Origin of the sequence: Kluyvera sp. CHPC 1.251 (assembly GCF_036759945.1) — a bacterium.
In the GTDB taxonomy this organism is placed as follows: Bacteria; Pseudomonadota; Gammaproteobacteria; order Enterobacterales; family Enterobacteriaceae; genus Kluyvera; species Kluyvera sichuanensis.
The window spans coordinates 159,246-182,648 of sequence record NZ_JAPKIC010000009.1; the positions used below are offsets into that span (position 1 = coordinate 159,246).

Consider the following 23,403-nt stretch of genomic DNA (forward strand, 5'->3'; position numbering starts at 1 on the left):
ATAGCGTGTGCCTAAACGTGTACCAATTATCTCTGGATTCAGGGGGGTCGTCTTGGAAGATTACAGACACAAAAAAGCCCGCCAGGCTTACGCCATGCGGGCTTTCAGGACTTCATCTCAGGCTCTGGTGACCATCGACAAAGAATTTTGGTGGGCTGGCGGAGTCTGAATAATTCCCGTAACTATCTGTTATAAAGTAATTTTAACCAATTCAACTTTCATTGGTATACCTAAGCGTATACCAATGGTGATTTGTTGCAGCGCTTCCTGTGGTTAAGTGAACCTGTTTTTGAATAGATCACATCAAGAAAAAAAACTTTTTTTTAGAAAAACTGTTCACACTGTTCACTAATGGTTTTTGTTTATAATATTCATTAAGTTATGCGGTGAATGGTTGGTGAACAGTGAACACTTTACTGTTCACTTTTGCCATTTTGCAGGTAAAAAAAGACCGGCGATTGCCGGTCAGGGTAGGTTATTTCGCTATGGGTTCATCACATTTCGGCAGCCAGTCGGCGTTGCTTTCCTCTCTTAGCGCGAGATTGGTTTGTATGCCCTGATTTTTTCGGCGCTTCTCATAACTCAGCCCGTACTCTTTCAACATGGCTGGCAATCCCTTACCGAACATGGTGAGGCTGAGTGTATTCCTGTAGCCATGGGCTTCCATATACGCCAGATAGGCATGATACAGATACAGGCGCGGCTGACGCGGAATGATGTTGGCATTGCCAATATACATCCCCTCAGGCTCCGGCAGGGCTTCCAGATAGCCGCAAAAATCAAATGTCGGGTCGGCATCGCGCTTGATGCTGAGAGCCTCGTCGGAGTTCTGCTGTGACTGGAGCAGTGCGCGCGCGGTGATCGGGTCGCTGAACTTCTGCATTAACTGGCGTACAATCACGGCCAGCTCACGGGCGATTTTGTTTTTAAGCTGCGGGTCGCGTTCCTCCGGGGCAATCTGCTCCGGGAAATGCAGGATCACCCGGCGTCGGGAAACTCCGCCGCTGCGATCGGTAAAGCGCATCGGGTTATTGTTCACGGCCAGAATCACCGCCGGAATATGGGTGGAGTACGCATCCTTGTATTTCGGGTCAACGGAGACCGCATCCCCGCCGGTGATGGCCTTGAGTCCTGCCCCGTCACCACTCCACTTTTCCTGGTCTGGCAGACGGATAAGCGAGAAGCCAATTAGAGCAGCGCGTTCGCGGGGTGACTCCAGCGTTTCAATGGTGGCCGATGTGGCGTTATCTTCCCCGGCAAGCATGGTCGCAATTTCAGCCAGAATACTTTTCCCGCTGCCACCCGGCCCGGTCACTTCGAGAAAGAGCTGCCAGTCGTAGCGGTTCGCCAGTACCATAAACAGCGCGGCAAGTATCACGTCGCGTTTTTGTGGATTTTTACCGGCCGCACGGTCAAGCCAGCGCCAGAAGTTCGGCGCGTGAGTCACCAGCATTTCGCCTTCCACCGGCGGGGTAAAATCCACGTCGCACAGCGTGCGCAGCCAGTGCGATTTATGATGCGGGCTGAAAGTACCGGTGGCGGTATCGAGTACGCCGTTGCGAAAACCAATCAGACGGCGCGCCGGGGCGTCCTGCTGCGGAATAATCAGTTTCAGGGTCTCCACAACTGAGGCGATTTTCCCCGACGAGAACGGCGCGCGCAGACGCTGGAACAACCCGGCCACATCGCGGGCAAAATCTGACGGCGGAATGATTTTCCATATCCCGGCCTCATAGCGGGACAGGAGCTGGCCGTTCGCATCCACGGCCAGCGCTTCGCCGTAGTGTTCATGCACCCGCATTGCCTTTTCACTGGTGCTCATGGCGGTAAATTCCGCCTCGCTCATGGTAGTGAAAGGACTGTCAGCCGGTGGCCGGATGGCGTCATAAATCGCTTTCCGCGTCGCCTCTTCGCCTTTCTGAACGAACGCATCATTCCAGTCACCGAACACCGGCGGCAGGGCAACAACGCCCTCACAGGCATCTGCGGCCGCAACGGCTTTGCTCTGGCCGTCGCCGTTAAGGTCACGGTCGGCAGCGAGCACAATCTTACAGGCCGGATATTTCTGACGGGCAAGGCTCGCCAGAGAAAGGAGGTTCACGGAGGACAGCGCCACCATGACGGTTTCGCCGGTCAGGTGATGCACGGTGAGCGCGGTCGCATAGCCCTCCGCTATCCACAGACGTTTTCCTGCCTGTTTCTGCCCCTCGATGATATGGCATGTACCTTTTACCGCTCCGCCTTTCAGGGTGCGTTTGAGACCGTCAGAATTAATAAGCTGAAGGTTAATCAGTGCGCCGGTATCGTCATACAGCGGGACAACCACATCCCCGGCGCGGAACGTCACGCCGCCGGTTTTATGCATGACGGTGAGCGTCAGACATTCCAGAGCGGGGAAACCCTTGCGGGTGAGGTAGGCGTTGCCGGTGGCCGCAAGGGTTTTCTCCATGAGCCTGACGGCCAGCGCGGCCGCCGCTTTGCGGTCAGCCACCGTTTCAGCCTCTGCGGCCACAATCACCTCCGGGGCAACCGGCGGCAGGTTGCCGGTGACAGCATTCACCTTTTGGGCGGCCTCTGATGCGGTTACGCCGAACACTTTCTCTACCAGCTTAAGCCCGTCACCCGCGCCGCACTGGTTACAGAACCACGTCCCGCGCCCCTCTTTGTCGTCAAAGCGGAAACGGTCAGAGCCGCCGCACACCGGACAGGACTGATGGCGGTTTTTAATCACCTTCACACCCAGTGCCGGGAGAATGTTCGGCCAGTGGCCGCACGCCTGTTTTACGGTTTCCGTTACATTCATTTTCATTGTTATTTTCTCCCTCAGTGCAGTACCGGTGCGGTGATATGACGGGCGCAGAGTTCATCCATTACGGCGAGCCCAAGAAAGGACAGCGACGGCACGGCTTTGAGTGGTCCGGCTTCCATTAAATCTTCCAGCAGTGCACAGGCAATCTGGCGGCCTTTTTCCTCGCCGTGCTGGCGCAGGTAGAAGCCCTCCAGCTCGGCGGCAATGGCGCTTTCCAGTGTGTCGAGGGTGAGGTGCGGGTAGCGGTGCTGACGTTCGCACAGGGTCAGCCAGGCACAGGCCACGGCGCGACGATACAGCGCGGCGCGTAATACGGGTGGTAATGGCTTTTTCATACGTTACCCTCCCCGGTCAGCCACTGCTGATTGCAGCGTTCGACCACGCCGTCGAGCTGGGCGGTCATGAGGTAAATCACGGAGGTGAGCTGTAAGTGCTGCGCCGGGTCACGACGAACGGTGGCGCAGTCCTGTACCTGCATCAGGTCGCCGACGAGCTGGCCGACGTTGCGCATGTGCTCAAGGCATTCGAGGTCACGGGCGGTAATGGTGGTGTGTTTCATGCGCGCACCTCCGCAACCGGAAGACGGCCAGCAAACGAGAGGACGTAATCGCGAACGAGGGAAAGACGTGCGGCGTGTTCATCACCGGCAACGGTGCGAAGCATACAGATACGGGGTTTACGGTCTGCGCGACGAACAGCGGCAAACACAAAGACAAACTGCGGGTGTGACGGGGTGAGGGTAGTAGCCATGATGGCAGCCTCCTTGAAGTAGTTTGAAAAACTACCACCGGAAACGCCAATTTCACTGGTGGCAGCCCGAACGGGGTTGGCGTAACCGGCCTTCAAGGAAACCGGCCAGCCCGAAGGCTGCCCCGCCCGGACTACCATTATCAGAAAAGGACTCTGGTGCACGAATAAACACCACAGCCCTGAAAATGGGTGTGCCTGAGCAACGACATAAAAAAACACGCATGGCGCGTGTCGTGTCGCCTTGAAGTTATTCGGAACGCCAATTCCGGCTGCCGATTTTGCGACAGCGGGAAAACTATACCTGGAAACGGCGAAAAGAAGCAAGCCAGAAAAAGGGGCTGTTTGCTGAACGGTCATCATCATGCGTCATAGCCCCGGTTGCGTTCGGCAATGCGATCCGCCATCCATGCGGTGATTTCAGACTGCGCCCACGCCACGTTTTTACCGCCCAGGCTGATTTGTTTCGGGAAAGCCTCCCGGCTGATGAGGTCATAAATCGTCGACCGGGACAGGCCGCACAGATGCATCACTTCGGGCAGACGGATAAAGCGCTCATGAACGGTATCAGAGACCGGCATCAGCGGCGCGGCAGGAGCAGAAGACGGGGAAGAAAAAGCGGTGTGCATCGGGCTACCTCACAAAGTCCATACAGTGCCGGTCGTGTCCGTCCGGCTTCGGGTAGCTCTCTATTTTGTGAATATTTTCCCTCAGGGCAACAAGTCTTTTTATAGCTCCTCGCCACACAACAGAGCGATTTTTGAACAATGGCAAACGCTGGCAAACAGATGCAAATCAATGCATTACATTGCAGTAACTTTAAGTACTTTCACTTATATATTTCCTCATAATTAATCGAAAAAAAGACTAAATCCGGCAACCTAGGTAAAAAGCAAAAGGTGAACAGTAGTGAACAGTCGGTGAACAGTTACACCCTCAACTGTTCACCCTTTATCTTTCTGTATTACTTATCTTTTTCTTTTCAGTGAACAGTAGTGAATAGTTATAAGTAAAAAAACAAACGGTGAGTAAGGTTTTCCTGAGACCTTTCTCTGGCCAGCCGGGTTTTAAGGTCTGTTTGTGCCATTTTTGCCACAACGGCAATGAATCGTGTTGTTGTGTCCGGCGCGGCAGAATCTCCTCAGATTGAAACGAAGAGGAGAGCCGACATGACTCAGACCGCTGTTATTCCCGACTACCTTAAACCCGCAATAGAAAGTCTTGAGACGGCCAGAGAAGCGCATCTCACCAGTGCCCGACGCATGGATGAAACCACGGCGGCCATCAGCCAGGTGAAAGCACAAAAAAAGGAACTGGAGCAGGAAAATGAGAATGATTGCGGCGCATGGCGCACCGCCTTTCGTGCCGGTGGTGCTGTCATTACTGACGAGCTGAAACAACGCCATCTGGCACGCGTGGCACGGCGGGAACTGGCGCAGGAATGTGACAATATGGCTGAGGTTCTGTCTTTTGAACTGGACAGCCTTAAAGGAGTGTGTGACCGGACGGCCAGAGCATACCGTCAGGCACATCACAGCGTCCTCAGCCAGTACGCAGAGCATGAGCTAAATGCTGCCCTGCGTGATACCTGTAGCGCGCTGGTCAGGGCAATGAAACTTAACATACTGGTTCTGAATAACCCGCTTGCCAATACCACCGGGCATCAGGGATATATCCAGCCAGAGCAGGCCGTTATGCAGCAGGTGAAAGCGTGGCTTGAACAAGCCGTGAAAGGCTGCAATATCCGTCTGACCGATGAACCGGTGCTGTTTAAAACAGGGCTCTCATCCTCCACGCTGCCACATATGGAGCATGATGTTGCGGTCACGCCCGGCCAGCGTCAGGTATGGTTTGAGAAAATGAAAAAACGTGAGTCTGACCTTAAGGCTCGGGGGTTACTGTCATGATGCGCTGCCCTTTCTGCCGCACAGCGGCACACGTTCGCACCAGCCGCTATATGTCTGAAAGCGTCAAAGAGAGTTACCTGCAGTGCCAGAATGTACACTGCTCGGCGACATTTAAAACGCATGAGTCGATTTTTGAAGTGATACGCTCGCCGGTCGTCGATGAGAAACCCGCGCCGGTGCCGACAGCCCCCGTGGCACCCCGTCGGGTAAAAGGCTGCTACAGCTCGCCGTTCCGCCATTAATCAGGAGAGACAACCCGTGACCACTCTGACATTACAGCAGGCTTTTGAAGCCTGCCAGACGAACAAAACCGCGTGGCTGAACCGTAAAACCGAACTGGCCGCCGCAGAGCAGGAATATCAGGAATTATTGCTGGGTGACAATGCATCAGGTTCCCGCAGATTACAGTCGCTGCGTGACCTGATTGACGTAAAAAAATGGGAGGTTAATCAGGCTGCCGGTCGCTACATCTTCTCGCATGAGGAAGTGCAGCGCATCAGCATCCGTAACCGGCTGCATGATTTTATGCAGCAGAACGGCGCAGAGCTGACCGCGGCACTGGCACCGGAGCTAATGGGGATTAAAAACCAGCCCGCGATGATAAAAAATCGCGCGATTGACCGTTCAGTCTCTTACCTGAGAGAAGCTCTTTCCGTCTGGCTGACCGCTGGAAATGACATTAATTATTCTGCACAGGACAGCGATATTTTAACAGCTATCGGATACAGGCCTGACGCACCTTCGCGGGATGATAATCGTGAAAAATTCACCCCTGCACAGAACATGATTTACGCCCGTCGACGCGCCGGACTGGCCGCGCAGTAGTCTGTCAAAAAATCCCTGTAAATCCCGTCATTTTTCCCGAATTTAGCCATGCATCCCTAAGGTGCATGGTTTTGCATGCGTTTTCCCGACCCGGCACTCCCTGCCAGCGCCAGTTGCGGCGCGGCCTGAGGCCACCTTTGCACCTGCATTAAAAGCGGTCCCTTAAGCGGGCAGGCGTGGCGGGGAGAGCATTGCGCGCTGCCTGCAGAGCTAAATTATTTTATTCATCCAATTTTAGTGATGGTTGGGACGGGCCGAATTTCGTGAATTTCCGAAAAAGAGTTAAAGTTTTTATCCCAATTAACATAAAACTATATTGCGGATGTTTGTTTTAGCCCTTTCTCTCGTAAGATTCATAAAAGTATTGGCCCTTTATTAAAATCATTGGTTTTGAAGTTTATTTCAAAGTGTTTGTATATTCGAGCCGGTTTTTCGGCAAAAAGTTCGTTTGCAGTTACGATGAATGCCGGGATATCCAGTTCTTTAGCATTAAGATACTCTATTGTTTTAATGATTCGCTCATCATCCTTGCTGAGGAGACAAGAAAACATTATAAAGTCACAATTCACCAGTGCGGCTATCTTGAGAAGTTCGTCGATTTGCTTGGTGCTGAATGTAGCATTAGACTTGCATTCGCATAGGCCCAATTTATGACCAATCTTCACAAAAACATCGATGTCAGATATTAGTTTTGTTTCTTTAAATACTTCATAGTTGGATTCATAACTAAAATGGTTATAGCCTTGTTTATTAATGTAATTTATTAATAATAAAGTGGCTAATTGACCTTGGTCTACCGCGCGGGCTACTAGTTGATTTAACTTATAGTGGTCGTTTAGTACTTTCCCGTTATCGAATAAAGGTATGTTAATCACGTTCCCACATTCGACGCAGTGGTTTATCCGTTGTAAGGTTTCCAAGGGGAACCATAGCATTGCTGAACAATGCTCACATTGGAAATGCTTCCCTCTTAATAAAATGTTTGCATTATATAAGTTTTGCAACTTCCCTTGGTAGAGTGCGGGTGATGTGTTTTTGTCTTTTAATTTATTCTCTATGGTTTCCATAGGAATAATGGTGGATGATAACGATATGTCGCCTCGCTCTTTTAGAGTGCCAATGTGAGAAATTAAGTCATCGTGTGAAATATTATCTTCAAGATTAGGAAATGCCTTTTTAACAAGTCGTTCTGTCCTTGTATGCGGGGTCAGCGATACCAATAAATCAAATATTTTTTTGTCGCTAATTAATTTAGCGTTATCAACTCCGCCGAGTAGTTGTATTAATTGCTCTAAAATAAACGTTTTTGCTGTTTGCTTTAATGTGAGACTATAATGGTGGAAATGTGAGTGAAGTAAATCAACAAATGAAGGTAGTTTGAATGTTTCAGTTATTCCTGATGTGCTGTAAGGAGAGAAATGTTTGAAGTACTTGGATAACCCCTTCTTGGATAAGCGTGTAAAGTGGTGCGAAAACATTGAGTTATCTACGAGGTTATCAGAAAAACAATGGCCTAAAAAATATTTTTTTGGATAGGATAGTTCTGCTGGCCCTCTAACTTCAAAAACAAATCCTCCTCCAAAACCTATATCAGCGAATGTCTTTTCATTAGGGTGAGTTAGGGTTTTGATGTCTGATGGGTCTGTGAGATATTGGTTATGTTCAAAATTGGTCCATCTTTCTTTATTACTTGGGAAGTAGTATTTGTCAGCAATAATATATTCATTGCTTGAAAGGTTGGACGGTAATTTATTTATTTCGTTTTCATTGCTTACGACCAATATGGTTTCATTAGATATTATCTCTCCATATCTCTCAATTTCTTCAAGCGGCAACCAAGCTAATTTGGCATAGTTATAGCTGTTTCTGGTGTTCCAAAAGTAAAGAATGAAATTGAAGTCAGACGAGTGTGAGATAAACAGATAATCCTTGTCTTTATCTGCAAAAAAAACTTTATTATTATGGTTTTTGTCATAGATACTTGATGATGTATATGCAGAGCCTATAGCGTTGGTTAAATTGTGATATTTTGTTTTGTTTTCGAATATATTTGATTTTATTTTATTAGGGTCGGCGATGCATGAAATGGTTACATCTTGAAAAATTGATGGCATTCTCTTTAAGTGGACATAGTTTCTTTTATCTATTACACCAAAATTTAAAGCGAGGAATAACGAGTTGGCAGTATATTCAATATTTGATGATGCATAAACTTTACTAGGTATTAATGTTGGGTCTTTTGTGGCTAAATAAGGAGTGCTAGAGAACGTGAAAATTGGAGAGCAAAAGTTTAGTAAATTATAGTTAGTTGACTTGGAATTGTAAGTTATAGCATTAAAGAATTCTGAAATGGTTTCATCTTCAAGGTTTGAATAGTTGAGTACAACATCAGGATCATAGCTATCAACAAGTGCCTTGTTTACTTCTGAAAGCAATGAATTATCATTTTTTAAAATTAAATTTAGGATGCCATCAATATCTTGCATTAACGACATGAATATTGATAGGAATATTTCATGATCATCTTCGATGATAAACAACTTTCGAATGGGACGGACTTTGGTTGTAACAAATGAATTATACATTTTTTCGCATTCCTTTTATTATTTTTTAATTACTGGCTGATAGTGACTTAACGTAATTCCCCCACCAACCCATTAGCTCTATCCTTTGTTCTAAATAAATTGAACGATTATAAGCTCTACGTACTTCATTTTTATCGGTGTGCGCTAATGCTGACTCTATGACATCCGCATTCATCCCCGCTTCATTCATCGCTGTACTCGCAATAGACCTTAAACCATGAGCAACAAGCTTTCCACCATATCCAATTCTCTTCAGCGCAGCATTAGCCGTCTGGCTATTCATTGGTTGCTTTGGGTCATTCCTGCTCGGAAAAACGTGCTCTCGATTGGCACTAATAGGTTTCATCACTTCGAGAATCTCTAATGCCTGAGTTGAGAGAGGAACTATGTGCTCACGTTTAGCCTTCATTCGTTCGGCCGGAATCGTCCATAGCTTTGTATCGAGATCGATTTCAGCCCACCGAGCACCGGAGGCCTCAGAAGGGCGCACAAGGGTCAGGAGTTGCCATTCGATTAGACAGCGAGTCGGAACAGACAGATTTGACATGACTAAAGAACGCATCAGCTTCGGCAATTCTTCTGGCCGCAACGTCGGCATGTTTTGCTTTTTGGGCTTCTCAAAGGCCATGCCAACACCGGATGCTGGATTGGCATCAATCAGACCAGTGTTTACGGCATAAATCATGATTTCGTTAATACGCTGCACCAGTCGACGTACAGTCTCAAGCGCCCCACGTGCTTTTATTGGCTCAAGGGCTTCAACCAAAGTTCGGGCTTTGATTTGCTGAACGGGGATCTCACCGATGGCAGGGAATACATCTTTCTCCAGTGAACGCCAAATGTCTTTTGCGTAATCAGGGGTAACGCTTTTGCTTTTGAGATGGAACCAGTTAGCGGCGACCGTTGAAAAAATACTGTCCAGAGCGATTTGCTGCTGTTCCTCTGCAACTTCGGCCTGAATTTGCGGGTCAATTCCGTTGGCTAACAAGGCAAGGTAATCCGCTCTTAACCCTCGGGCGTCAGCAAGTGAAAGGGCGGGGAAAGCACCTAGCCCCATCATTGTCCGCTGTTTTGTCGCCGGACGTTGATAACGGAAACGCCAGAGCTTTTTCCCGCTGGTTTTCACTATCAGGAAAAGGCCATCGCCATCATGCAGCGTTAGATCCTTCTCTAACGCTTTAGCGCGCAGAACTTCGGTGTTGGTCAGGGGGCGTGTTGTCCGTGCCACTGTGGCCGCTCCTTCATGAATTGGTATACGCTTTTAGGTATACATCCTACCGTATACCTAAACGTATACCAATAATCACCGGATTTAGCCGGATGTTCTCGGACAACGACAGACACAAAAAAGCCCGCAGGGCTTGTGCCGTGCGGGCTTTCTGTACTTCACCGGACGTATCCGGATCATGATTTGGTGGAGCTGGCGGGAGTTGAACCCGCGTCCGAAATTCCTACATCCTCGGCACTACATGCTTAGTCAGTCTTTACATTCGCCTGGCACCTGCGGACAGACACGCCACTACCAGACTAGCCTGATTAGTTTTAACGCTTCAACCCCAGGCAGGGCTTCCACGCGATCTCTTTTGGGTTTGACCTCTCTTTGATCCCCGTCTTAAGAGCGGAAGCTAGGGAGAGAGGGCTCAGAGCAGGTTATTAAGCTGCTAAAGCGTAGTTTTCGTCGTTTGCGACTATTTTTTGCGGCTTTTTACGAGGCCAACCGCCCCTCGGCATGCACCTTGGGTTTCGCAAATCCCGTCGAATCCAGAATCAGCCCCAATAGTGTGGTAACAAGTATAACAGATTTGTTATGCGGCATACCAGCCCAGATTGTGGTGGGGTGTTGATATGGAAGATGTGGCTAGAATATGAACAGACACTGTGCAGTGGCTACGGTCTCTGTTTTTGCGTTTATGACTATAGAAACGTATCGATGATAAAATATTAAAATAAAAACATGATATATCATATATATTCGCAATATTCTTTTTAATGTGTTGATTATTTAAATTTTAATTAATTTTCTTCTATCACCGATTTAGTCAGGCTTAACTTATTTTTTGATAATTGAGAGATATATTGTACATCGTGAAAATTACCAATATTTTGTTACCTTTGCATTTGCCTATACATAGAACATTGTATATATGTGTTTATATTGCTGTTTTTTGATTTCAAAGGTTTATGATTGTTTTTCCTTTAAAAACAATCAGATGAGTTTTATTTAAGAGTGTGTAGCAGAAGCCATAAATTTCACAAATTTAATACTGTGCGTTAGCTCTCGTATAGACGAGGGTTGATGACCATATTCGAAATTTTTTCGAGGTGAATCTATGCCCCCGTCAAATAGCCTGCCAGGCGCCGTCGATGTATTAAACCGGAAAACCGGTAATCTCGTGATGGAATATACAAAAGAAAGCGATCGGGTTGTCAACCTGACGCAGTCGAGTGTCGTTCGCGTTCATGCTTCTCCTGACGTTGTGGGTTCTTATGAACGCCAGGGAAATGACTTGATTATCCATATGAAGGATGGCACGACGGTGCGCTACCAAAACTTCTTCCTGTTGGATGAAGAGGGGTTGCATAGCGAGCTTATCTTTGAAGATCAGTTGGGCGTTCATCATGCGGTATTCCCTGCGGCGGCGGAGGCGGGGCCTATTGCTGCCGAAGCGATCGTGCCTGTATTCAGCGATGTGGCGCTGGGTTCGCTGATTGGCGCGGGCGGCCTATCTGCGCTTGCCGCACTGGGCGGGATTGCTGCCATTGGCGGCGTGATTGGCGTCGCGGCAGCGGCAAGCAATAGTGGCGATAGTCATGATAATAAGCAGTCAGCGCCGACGACACCAACCATAACCATTGCTCCTGTTGCGACCGATAACATCATTAATAAACAGGAAATTGGCTCGGCGCAGACCGTTAGCGGTAGCGTTCAGTCTCAGTTTGCGGGCAGTACGCTGACGATTAGCCTGAATGGTCAGACCTGGAGCACGACGATTAATGCTGACGGTACCTGGAGCTCCCCGCTGCCGCCTTCACTTCTGCAAACGCTGGCTGATGGTATCTATTCCCTCAAAGTCACCCTCACCACCTCTGGCGGTGCGACTTATTCTAAAGAGAGTGTGATCACGGTGGATACCGTACCTCCTCAGCTAACGGTGACGCCGTTTACAACTGGGGGAACGGTGACGCAGGCGCAGCATAGTGCCGATAAGATTGTGAGCGGCACTATTGATGTGAAAGATGCGGGATCAACAATCGTTGTCACGCTGAATGGCAAACAATACACCACGGTGCCTGACGCGAACGGGCAATGGAAGTTAACTATCCCTCAGGCGGACATGGCGCAATTGAGTGATGGTCGGGACTACACGATTACCTACAGCGCGACGGATCCTGCCGGTAACGTGACCACCAGCAGCGAGACTGTTCATACGCATTTTGTTATCTCAAGCATTACCATTGATCCCTTTACGAGCGATAACAGTATCAGCAGTGCGGAAATACTGCTTAATCAGACGGTGAGCGGCCATTCCATAAATCTCCCCACAGGGACGATTCTGACCATCACCATTTCAGGGATTAATAAAGCCTATTACGCCCAGGTGTTAAGTGATGGCTCGTGGAAAACGACCATCCCAGCGGGAGATTTAGGATCGTTGGCCGATGGGACTTCAACGATTACTGTATCGGGGAGCGGTACCAGTGCGACTGAAAATTTTGCCGTTGATACGTCTCACTCCGCCATCGCCATCGCCATCCTCTCGGTCGATGATTACCTGAATGCCAACGAAGCGTCGCAGCCGCTGGAAATACGCGGCGTGGTAACGGGATTTGCGCCAGGCGTTACGGTTAGCGTAACGATAGATGGAAAACACTACCCTGTGAGCAATATTGACGCCGCCGGGAACTGGAGTGTGGCGATCCCGTCGGATGATCTCATCGCCTTGTCGGATGGACCTAAAACGATTACAGCGGAGGCCATTCTCAATACTGATACTGCAACGGATGAGCACACGCTGAATGTACAGATCCACAACCTGCCTAATCTGGAATTTGACCCGGTGTTTGGTGACGGTTATCTGAATGCGAGCGAGCAGAAATCTGATCAGACTTTGAGTGGTAGCACTCACGTAACGGGGGCGGGTCAAACGGTTACCGTTCAACTCGGCGGTAAAACCTATAATGCAACGGTCGATACCAACGGTACGTGGAAGGTCACGGTTCCTGCGGGTGATTTGCAAAAAATAGCCGATGGCGTGCTGACTGTAACGGCAAATGCTAGTGATGCCTCAGGCAATACCAGCAAAGCGTCGGCAACGGCCGTTGTGGATACCGTTCCGCCACCTCTGACCATCCTGCCGCTAACGGGAGACGGCAAGCTTAATGGCAGCGAGTTGTTGAGCGACCAGACGTTAAGGGGAATGAGTTCGGTGAGCGAAAGCGGGAAAACCGTGGTGGTGTCGCTCAATGGAAAGACCTACCCTGGCGTGCTCGTTGGAGAAGATGGTTCCTGGCAGATTTCATTGCCAACAGCGGACCTCAGTAAACTGGTAGCCGGCAATAGCACTCTGATCGCTACGTTAACCGATGCGGCAGGAAATACCACCACGGTAACGCAAACGGTCAGCGTGAAAACGGCGGTGTTGAAGATCTCGGTGCAGGCTTTCACCGACGGCAACGTGCTTGATGCGGCGGAGGTCAAATCCGATCAAATCCTGCGCGGAGGGTCGAACGCAGAGGCCAATAGTTCGGTGACGGTGGTATTGAATGGCAAAAGCTACCAAACCGTCACCAACGCATCCGGTGATTGGCAGGTTACAATTCCGGCTGCTGAGTTGCAAAAATTAGAGGATGGTTCACAAAACCTAACGGTCAGCATAACGGATGGCTACGGGCAAAACACAACGCTTAACTCCAATTTTAGCGTCGATACCAACAGCGATGCGCTGTCCATTAACATTGTCGCTGGCGATGATTACCTGAATATCGCGGAAGCCAGCGGCGGCCTGATCATCCGGGGAACCAGCGCCGGTTTGCCGCAGGGAACCGTTGTTACCGTGATGTTCAACGGTGTGGCGTATACCGCCACCGTCTTAGCGGATGGCTCCTGGCAGACAAACCCTTTATCGTTAACCGGCCTGGCGGATGGGCCGATTACGCTCACGGCGAGCGCCACAAGCAACGGGGTCACCGTGATTGATAGCCATAGCTTTACGGTGGCTATCCATACCAAATTTGCGTTTTCCGTCGATCCGCTTTTTGGCGGCGATAATATTGTTAACCTCAGCGAATCGTCTAAAGACCAAACGATTACCGGGAAAACGGGTGTTTCCGGAAGTGGTCAAAAAATTGTCGCGATGCTGAATGGTCAGCAATACGTTGGCGTTGTACAGGCTGACGGTTCATGGTCAATCACGCTGCCGAAGGGGGCGATGGGGAGCCTGGCCGATGGCGCCAATTCGATAACCTTTAACTACTCCGACGTGGCGGGTAACCCCGGTTCCACCTCTGCCTCCTTTACTGTAGATAAAACACCGCCGGTATTAACGGTCGCACCGGTTAACGCTAACGATCTGTTGGGCAGTATTAATATTGCTCAGGGCGTTACCCTGACGGCCAGCGCGTCAGCCGATGCACAATCGGTCGTGGTGACGATTAATAATAAATCCTATCCGATGACGCTTCTCAACGGCAGTTGGTCAGTTGCGCTCGACACCGTTGCGCTGTCCGTCTTACCCAACGGCGTCACGACCATTACGGTGACCGCGACGGATGCCGCAGGTAATAGCACGACGGTGAACCATAACGTCACCGTCGACACCATTGCGCCGAACGTGGTGATTGATCCCGTGACCAAAGACAATATCGTTGATATTGCGGAGCTAAATGCGGGTATTACGCTAACAGGGAAAGTGGTACCGATGGAGGCCGGTGCTAAAGTCACGGTGATTTTTAATGGTAGCGCATTGTCTGATGTCATCGTGGGTTCAGACGGCAGTTGGTCGGTATTTGTCCCTTCCTCAACGCTCTCCGGGATGTCCAAAGGAACCTATAGCGTGACGGCTACCGTCACGGATACGGCTGGCAACACCTCGCCATCGGTCAGCGAAGATTTCCGCGTTGATACCGATATCAGTGCGCTTACCGTGGGCCCCGTCGAGGGAACGGATAAAATCAACGCGGCGGGCATCGATGATGGGTTGACCATCAGCGGTACCTCTGCGCGGATCCCTGAAAATAGCGTTGTGACGATCACCATTAACGGCGTGCAGTATGCCGCCACCGTTTCCGCAAGCGGAGCCTGGACTACGACGGTGCCGAAGCAGAATGCCGCTGCGATTGCAGATGGAACCGCGACGATCACCGTTTCAGCGCTGGATGTGGATGGCAAAGTCGTCTCCAGCGAGCACCAGTTTACGATTATTACCCAGACGCTGCCGCAGCCCGCGATTCATTTGCCATTTGGCGATGGCGTAATTAATGCCGCCGAAGCGCTGGTTGGCGGAAGCCTGAGCGGCACTACCGGCATCAAGGGGGCAGGGCAGCTTGTTACTATCACCCTGGATAATGGTACTCCGCTGAACGCCGTCGTTGATGCAAACGGCAACTGGACGCTGGCGCTGACGCCGGGGCAGCTGGCGGTATTAGGCAATGGCGATCATACGGTGAACGTTAGCGTTATTGATGCCGTCGGTAATCAGAATTCGGCAACGGCTCCGTTGGTGGTGGATAAGATTGCGCCAACGTTTAGCGTTGACTCGGTCACCGTCGATAACATTGTCAACAGCATTGAAGCCGCGGGCCCGCTGACGATTAGCGGAATGGGGACGTATGACTCTAAGCACGTGCTGACGCTCGTCGTACTGGTAAACGGGCAAAGTTATGATGCAATACTCCAGTCGAATGGCACCTGGAGTATTATGCTGCCTGCTGGCGCGCTCTCTGGCGTGCCAGATGGCCCGGTCACGGTGAAGGTGACGGCCACAGACTATGCGGGTAACAGCACGACGACATCGACAAGCTTCACGCTGGATGCGTCACCGCTCAATGCGCCGAAGATTCAGATAGACAAAATCTCGACCGATGATTACGTCAATAAAGTTGAAGCCGGTAGCGATCTCATCATCAGCGGTACCACGCTGAACGTTGAGGTTGGCCGGAGTGTGACGGTTATTTTTGGCGGTCAGACCTACACCACGAAGGTGCAGGCTGGCGGCACGTGGTCACTCACCGTTCCTCAAACTGATGTTGCCAATATCCTTGACGGCGCGCAGGTGATTAGCGTGACGGTCAGCGATCTTGCCGGGAATATTGCATCAGGCGAACATTCTGTCACCTTTATCGCCCAGCCAGCTTCACAGCCGACGCTCGCTATCACCGTGATCGCGCAGGATGATGTGATTAACGCCCTTGAACATCAGACCTCGCTACTGATTAACGGTACATCGACAGGGTTGGCTACCGGGACGGTGGTGTCGGTAGTACTGAATACGAAGTCCTACACCGCGACCGTAGACAAAAACGGTAACTGGAGTTTCACCGTACCGAAGGGCGATGTCCAGGCACTGACGGATACCTCTTACACTATCAAGGCGGATGCCGCTGATGCAGCGCAAAACCCTGCCAGCACCACGCATAACATCACTGTAGATACGGCTGCGCCAACGCTTGTGGTGGACGTGGTGAATTCGGTCTTCAGCGACGGCTATCTCAATATTGCTGAAGCGGCGGTCGATCGCATCGTTAGTGGTAAGGGGAGCGTGGGTGAAACCGTGTCGCTCAACATCAATAACAGAACTATCTCGGCGGTCGTCGACGGTCAGGGCAATTGGCAGATGACGCTGCTGGCAGCCGACCTGCAATCGCTCCCGCCGTCGGCATCGCTTGTTTTTACCAGCACCGATGCGGCAGGAAATACCGCGAAAAATACCGTGAATGTGAGCGTCAACACGACCAGTGGGCCAAGCATCACGCTGGGGTCAATGTTTGTCGATAATATCGTCAGCATCGCTGAGGCGAAGGCAGGTGCTACGCTGAGCGGAACGGTCACCGGTTTGGTAAATGGCACTTCGGTTACGGTAACGATTGGCAATGATAAGTTTTACGGTACCGTTTCAGGCAATACCTGGACCGTGGCTGTCACGCCTGGGGCGCTGAAAACCAGCGGTCAGTTGGACGTAACGGTTACCGCGAATGATGCCTGGGGGAACCCGGCCACGGCGCACGGAAATCTGGATGTGGTGCTGGGTGTGGCTCAGGCAACGCTGCCTGCCAATGTGTTTGGTACCGACAATATTTTAAGCCAGGCAGAAGCCAGTGCCGGGATCACGTTGACCGGGAGTACCGGGCAATCCGGAGGCGGACAAACCGTTAAAATTACGCTGGATGGCTCCCTGGCGTTCACCGGTACGGTTGATATTAATGGCAACTGGTCGGTGGTACTGACGCCATCCCAGTTGAATGCCATCCAGGATGGTGGCCATAAGCTAGCGCTGGTGGTGGGGGATAGAGCGGGTAATCAGGTAGTGTCCGACGCGCTTGATGTGAAGGTCTATACCGACCCGTTGACCCCTCCGACTCTGGCTAAACCGTTCATCGATGGGATATTAAACGCAGTTGAAGCATCCGGTCCAGGTGCTCTGACCGGCGCACTTAATATCGATTCTACGCTGGTGAAATCGGTAATGGTCAGCATCAATAACGGGCCGGCGGTTGCCGCTCAGGTATTGAGTAATGGCACCTGGTCATTGCCAATGTCGAGTGCGGATCTTAAGGCGCTGCCGGACGGCGTGCTGCAGGTTAACGTGACCGTGACCGATATTGCCGGTAACCAGATTTCCGGGCAGGGCAGTTTTGAGGTGCTAACCCATACGCTGCCGGTGGCAACTTACCTCACGCCGTTTGGTGATAGCGTTATTAACTACGCCGAAACCCAGACGGATCAAATTATCAAAGGGAATACCGGTGTTATCGGTACCGGTCAGAGCGTCGTGTTGACGTTAGGCGGCACGGTTTATACGACAGGCACGGTAGATGCTAATGGCAACTGGTCGGTCACCATCCCGCAATCGAATCTGGCGGCGCTGAAAAATCTGGACTCCCTGGGCTTTACCGTGACGGTGACCGACCGCGCGGGCAACAGCAATACCTCCACCCCTATCAATGTCACAGTACATTCTGTGCGGCCTTCTCCAGAGGTGATTAACCCATTCGGCGATGGCTTCCTCAATATCAAAGAGGCGGCGGGCGCGGCGACGTTGACCGGCAAAACCGGGGTTACTGGGGCGAACCAGTATGTGACGGTGAAGGTTGACGTTAACGGCGTGCTTTACACGGCAACGGTTGATGCGGGCGGAAACTGGACGGTTAACTTGCCTGCCGGGTCTTTACAATCGCTCTCTGCTGGACAGCATCAGATAGTCATCTATGCGCAGGATCAGTACGGCAACAGCACGACCAGTACGACAAATTATCAGGTTGCGCTGACGCCACCTTCGGTGACCGTCACCGCGCCAACGTTTGTTAACGCGGTGGATGCGTCAACGGGCAGCGTGACGTTCAACGGCACGCTTTCGTCACCGTATGCGTCTGGCTCGACGGTGAAAGTGACGATCGGCACACATACGTTTGATGCCCAGGTAACGGGAACCTTGTGGACGCTGAAGCTGACCGCCGATCAGTGGTCGGACGTTAGCGAACGCGGTTTGCAGAATATCACCGTGTCACTTGATGATGGTGTCCATAACACCAATACCGCCAGCGCGACGGTTACGTTGCTGCTGGACAAGCCGACCGTTACCGTCACTACACCGTTTGCTGGCGATAACACGCTGACTTACATCGAAAGTTTGACCAATCAGGTGATTAGCGGTACCTCCAGCCATCTGCAGAAGGGCGATACGATTACCGTCACCTTTACTGGCACCGGCAATAACGTCTTCAGCACCACGGTGCAGGCCGACGGCAGTTGGTCGCTTCAGTTAACGCCTGCGCAGATGCAATTGCTCGGCGCCGGAGCTATTTCGGTTACGGCGGTAGATCAGGCGGGGAACACGGCAACAGCAGGCAATGCCGGGGCGCTGGTTATTAACCTCACCAATACGGCGCCTTTGATCAGCGTTGATGCGGTGGCTAGTGATAACTATATCAACAACGATGAACTCTTAAGCGGTAATGTGTTGATTTCCGGCCACGCGCTTAACCTTCCCGTTGGTGCGAGTTTGCTTGTCACCATTCTGGATCTGTCAACAGGCACCCCCACGCCTTTCATTATTCCCGCAGTGAACGGTGATGGAACCTGGAGTGGGTCGCTTCCGACTGTGTTGTTCCCAACTGACGGCAATTATACGATCACCGTAACCAGCTCTGCCGCGCCAGGGGTGATCGTTACTCAAACGGTGATTGTTGACCGTGTTGCCCCAACGTTAGGTCTGAATACGTTTGCTACGGATGGCTTTGTGAATATCAGTGAAAAAGGGATGGTGCAGGTTATCAGCGGAACGTCCGACATGAATGGCGGCTGGGTGACCATTACGCTGAACAATAAAACGTATTATGCACAGGTTTCAGGGGGCGTCTGGTCGGCGAACGTGCCGATAAGCGATATGACTGCGCTGAGTAATGGAACTTACGAAATTAAAGCAGTCATCAGCGATGCGGCGGGTAATATCAAAGATGGAACGCAGATCATTACTGTCTATGGCACCGCGCCAACGCTGAGCGTGACGGCAGGTTTGCCGGCCGTATTGACGACGCTTAATATTGATACCGGCCCTTTGCTAAAAGGGGTGGTGGCGCCGGGCAACACCGTTACGGTTGATTTTATGTCCACGCATTTGAGCGCTACGGTCGATGGGGCCGGAAACTGGAGCGTGAAGCTTGATGCTGCGGATTTAGCAAAATTAAGTGATGGCCCGCTGTCGCTGACGGTTACCACCACCGATACGGCAGGCAACACCACCACTCAAAACCTGTCGACGAACATCGCGCTTAACCCACTGCTGGACGTGCAGTTCAATAAGGTCACCGCTGATAACGTGGTCAACCTTGCTGAATCGCTGGTGACGCAACTGCTGACCGGTAAGATTACGGGGAACGCGCAGGGAGCAAAAGTCTCACTGATCATTGCGGGTATTACTATCGCCAAAGACATCCCTGTCGCAGCGGATGGAAGCTATTCCATCGAACTTTCGCCTTCTATCTGGCTGGGTCTGACGGCAGGTTCGCTCACGATGAACGTCGAGGTGGTTGATAGCTATGGTAATAAGGCCAGTGAGTCCACGGCGGTGGGTCTGGCGCTAACGAACCTTCCCGCGATAACTAACGTGCTGGTGACGGCGGATAACGTCATTAACCTGGTGGAAAGCGGCTCGAATCAGGTCATTTCCGGGGTGGTCAGCCAGGCTGCGAACGTCAAAACGTTGGTGCTTACCCTTGGTGGTCAGACGATACAGGCGACGGTGGATGCGCTCGGGAACTGGACGGCTTCGCTGCCAACCAACGTACTCAAAGCCCTTCCGGATGGGATGGCGACGGTCGGCGTGACGATTACCGATACGTCGGGCAACGTGATTAACACCAGCGCCAGCTTTAATGTGGTCACCCATAATCTGCCGGCAATCTCTCTCGACACGCTATTTAGCAACGGCATATTGAGCATTCCTGAACTGGCGGGCGCGCTCCTCAGCGGGACGGCGACCAATCTTGCGGGCAAAACCCTGACCATCCAGGTTGGTTCTACCACGGCGTTTACGACCAACGTAGACGGTACTGGACATTGGTCGGTGAATTTACCGGATACGGTAAAAACGGCTTTGCAGGGGCTGGGGACAGGGAATGTGGGCATTACGATTACGGCGGCCGATCAGTACGGTAATACCGCGAGTCAGACCGGGTCGATTAAGCTGGATCTGGTTGCTCCGGTCCTGCAAAACATGACGCTGTTTGGTGACAATCTGCTGAACCTTCTTGAGTCGCAGTCGAACCAGACGATCGTCGGTACGATTGGCAATGCGCCGATAGGTTCAACGGTCCAGGTGTCCTTTGGAACGAAAATCTTTAACGGCGTCGTTAGCACCAGTTCGGGTGGGTTTACGATCAACCTGTCGCCGAGCGTTCTTGCCAGCCTGTCGGATGGGCTATTTGTTACCAGCATCACCGTGACTACGCCGGATGGTAATAGCTTAACCACGGTGGGGCCTAACATTACCATTGGGCTGAAAAACCTGCCGATCGTCGCGATCACCTCGCTGTTCGGCAACGACGGCTATCTTAACCATGCAGAAGCCATTGCGACGCAGACTATCTCCGGTACGGTGACCGGTCTGGCTGATGGCGTAAATAAGGTCAAGGTGACGGTAAACGGTACGGATTATCTGGCCGATCTCAGTGGTGGCAACTGGACGTTATCGCTGCCAGCGGGAACGCTGTCGCAGATTAAAGACGGTGTATTCAACGTTACCGCATCGGTGGTTGATGCCGTGAACAATACGGTAACCGGCAGTAAAACGGTGAACGCGATTGTACAGGCCGTACCGTCGCTGCACCTGAACACGCTGTTTGGCGATGGGACGTTGGATCTTATCGATCTGCTGACCAATCCTGTGTTATCCGGCACCAGCAGCAACCTGGCGGTGGGTACGCAAATTATGGTCAGTGTGGGGGCGCTGAGTATTCCGGCGACCATCGGCGCCAACGGACTGTGGCAAATAACGCTATCGGCTGCCTCATTGCAGAATCTGCAGGATGGCTCGGGTTTGAACGGGCTGCAGGTTAGCGTGACGATGACCGATGCCGCAGGCAACGTCGCATCGGACTCTCAGCAGGTTACCGTTGCGATTCAGGCGACGCCTTCCGTGACGATTACTTCACTGTTCGGCGATAACCTGGTGGGGGGCGTGCTGAACGGCGGGTTGAACAGCGCGGAATCGAAGGTTGCGCAGACCATTTCAGGTATCAGCCAGAATGCCATCGGTTCGCAGGTAAAAGTGCTGGTGGCCGGGGTTAGCTATTTTGCCACCGTGGCGGCGGACGGTACCTGGGCAGTATCGGTTCCATCCAGCGCGCTGACTGGCCTGAGCGATGGTCAGCAAAGCGTTAGCGTGTCGGTGACCAACTCCGCAGGTAAAGTGGCAAGCACGACGGGCGCACTGGATGTCATCCTTCATACGCCATCCATCTCGGTATCCACGCTGTTCACTGATGGCAAACTCAATATCAGTGAAGCGGCTTCCGGGCAGATAATTAGCGGCACAATAACCAACGCTACCAGTGGCTCGGTGGTGACGGTAACCGTGGGTGGCGTCTCGTTCAGCGGCACGGTAAACGGTAACGGCACATGGACGGCCTCCATCAGCAATACGGTGTTAAAAGCGTTGCAGGGGAATACCGCCACCATTACCTATTCCGTCACCGACCGGGTAGGTAATACCGACACGAAATCAACCGACGTTGCGGTGAAGTTGACCCAGCCAGATCTGGGCCTGACGCCAGTGTTATCGGGGGTAATCTCTGGCCTTCTGGGGCTTGTCGGTGGGCTGCTGGGGTCGTTAGGGTTAACCAAACCGGCTATTCTGACCCTCAGCGGCACATCACATTACCTTGAGGCAGGATCGCTCGTTAACATTAACCTGGCGAATTTGGCATTCGGAAGCGCGACGGTTAGAGCAGACGGAACATGGAGTACGGATCTTAATCTCAGTTTGGATCTGGTGAAAATCCTCTCGCTGAGCACGATTGTTTACCTTTCTTCAGCAGATTCGGCGGGCAATATGGCCTATCTGAATGTTGGTCTTGGCGGCGGAAACCCAACCACCACACCACCACCGGGTACTTCAACGTTGATGACGGAAGCGGCCAGCTTCTCCGTGCTTGCTGCCAGTGCCAACGAAGGTTCGGACAACAGTTCGCAGACAAGTTCGGACAGTTCGAACACCACGACCACCACCGCCGCCACTCATGAGACGGCCACCACCACAGATACCACTACCACGGAGACCACCTACACCATTGGCGGCCTGAGCATCGACCTTGCTGACGGCACCACGCAGACCGGCGATACGGTACATGGCGGCACCGGTAACGACACCATCCATCTCTCATCGCTGGGCTTTACCGAAATCGACGGCGGCGCGGGAACCGATACCCTGGTGCTGGATGGCTCCAATATCATTCTGAATCTCATCGACCTGGCAGGAAAAGTTCACAACATTGAAGTGATTGATCTGGGCAAAGCCGGGAACAACAGCATCACGCTGGACGTTAACGAAGCGCTGACGATCACCGATAAACCGGAAGACGATCTGCTGATCAAAGGCAGCGACGGCGACCAGATCAACCTGAAACAAGGCACGGGTGATACCTGGGCGATTACCGGGCAGCGTGAGGTGAACGGCGTGCAGTTCGACGTCTATCACAACAGTTCGCAAACCAATACGCTCAGCGATGTCCTCATTCAGCATGGACTGCATGTCAACATGGTCTAACGGGAATTAACACCTCAGGGATGAGGCGGGCAATCAACAATATCACCACG

At 51.6% G+C, this 23,403-nt stretch carries 11 protein-coding genes and 1 other RNA gene; 4 read left to right on the forward strand and 8 right to left on the reverse strand.

Annotation, left to right across the window (positions count from 1 at the left end; all coding sequences use genetic code 11):
- Positions 1-475: 475 nt before the first annotated feature.
- Genes V6940_RS17705 through V6940_RS17725 form a run of 5 tightly spaced genes read right to left on the reverse strand, consistent with a single transcriptional unit; the run spans position 476 to position 4,185 of the window.
- Positions 476-2,809 carry a primase-helicase zinc-binding domain-containing protein gene (locus V6940_RS17705; RefSeq protein ID WP_333496736.1) on the reverse strand — a complete coding sequence of 778 codons (2,334 nt, stop codon included), beginning with the start codon at positions 2,807-2,809 and terminating at the stop codon, positions 476-478.
- Between the two features lie 14 nt (positions 2,810-2,823).
- Positions 2,824-3,144 (reverse strand): DUF5375 domain-containing protein, encoded by a 321-nt coding sequence (locus tag V6940_RS17710; RefSeq protein ID WP_333496737.1) that lies wholly within the window; start codon positions 3,142-3,144, stop codon positions 2,824-2,826.
- Positions 3,141-3,368, reverse strand: a complete 228-nt coding sequence (locus V6940_RS17715; protein ID WP_199999022.1) for a hypothetical protein — start codon at positions 3,366-3,368, stop codon at positions 3,141-3,143. The genes V6940_RS17710 and V6940_RS17715 overlap by 4 nt, the downstream gene beginning before the upstream one ends.
- On the reverse strand, positions 3,365-3,922 hold the full coding sequence (locus V6940_RS17720) for a host cell division inhibitor Icd-like protein (protein WP_333496738.1): 558 nt from the start codon (positions 3,920-3,922) through the stop codon (positions 3,365-3,367). Before V6940_RS17720 ends, V6940_RS17715 begins: the two co-directional genes overlap by 4 nt.
- Positions 3,919-4,185, reverse strand: coding sequence for a helix-turn-helix transcriptional regulator (locus V6940_RS17725; protein WP_000556587.1), 267 nt, complete (start codon positions 4,183-4,185; stop codon positions 3,919-3,921). Before V6940_RS17725 ends, V6940_RS17720 begins: the two co-directional genes overlap by 4 nt.
- Before the next feature lie 540 nt (positions 4,186-4,725).
- Between V6940_RS17725 and V6940_RS17730 the strand changes: the two genes are divergently transcribed.
- Genes V6940_RS17730 through V6940_RS17740 form a run of 3 tightly spaced genes read left to right on the forward strand, consistent with a single transcriptional unit; the run spans position 4,726 to position 6,288 of the window.
- Positions 4,726-5,463: a glycoprotein 3 gene (locus V6940_RS17730; RefSeq protein ID WP_333496739.1), complete on the forward strand. Its 738-nt coding sequence runs from the start codon at positions 4,726-4,728 to the stop codon at positions 5,461-5,463.
- Positions 5,460-5,705 carry an ogr/Delta-like zinc finger family protein gene (locus tag V6940_RS17735; RefSeq protein ID WP_000984211.1) on the forward strand — a complete coding sequence of 82 codons (246 nt, stop codon included), beginning with the start codon at positions 5,460-5,462 and terminating at the stop codon, positions 5,703-5,705. Before V6940_RS17730 ends, V6940_RS17735 begins: the two co-directional genes overlap by 4 nt.
- 16 nt (positions 5,706-5,721) lie before the next feature.
- Positions 5,722-6,288 carry a phage polarity suppression protein gene (locus V6940_RS17740; RefSeq protein WP_153752444.1) on the forward strand — a complete coding sequence of 189 codons (567 nt, stop codon included), beginning with the start codon at positions 5,722-5,724 and terminating at the stop codon, positions 6,286-6,288.
- Between the two features lie 353 nt (positions 6,289-6,641).
- Here the strand turns inward: V6940_RS17740 and V6940_RS17745 are convergent, their stop codons facing one another.
- The 3 genes from V6940_RS17745 to ssrA all read right to left on the reverse strand — a co-directional run bounded on the left by V6940_RS17745 (position 6,642) and on the right by ssrA (position 10,648).
- Positions 6,642-8,873, reverse strand: a complete 2,232-nt coding sequence (locus V6940_RS17745) for a hypothetical protein (RefSeq protein ID WP_333496740.1) — start codon at positions 8,871-8,873, stop codon at positions 6,642-6,644.
- 25 nt (positions 8,874-8,898) lie between these two features.
- A complete protein-coding gene (locus tag V6940_RS17750; protein ID WP_200047633.1) occupies positions 8,899-10,101 on the reverse strand; it encodes an integrase domain-containing protein in 1,203 nt (400 codons plus the stop codon).
- A 184-nt stretch (positions 10,102-10,285) separates the two neighbouring features.
- Positions 10,286-10,648: a transfer-messenger RNA gene (gene ssrA, locus V6940_RS17755) on the reverse strand.
- Positions 10,649-11,203: 555 nt separating this feature from the next.
- Here ssrA and V6940_RS17760 point away from each other — a divergent pair.
- Positions 11,204-23,353, forward strand: a complete 12,150-nt coding sequence (locus V6940_RS17760; protein ID WP_333496741.1) for an Ig-like domain-containing protein — start codon at positions 11,204-11,206, stop codon at positions 23,351-23,353.
- Positions 23,354-23,403: the final 50 nt, after the last annotated feature.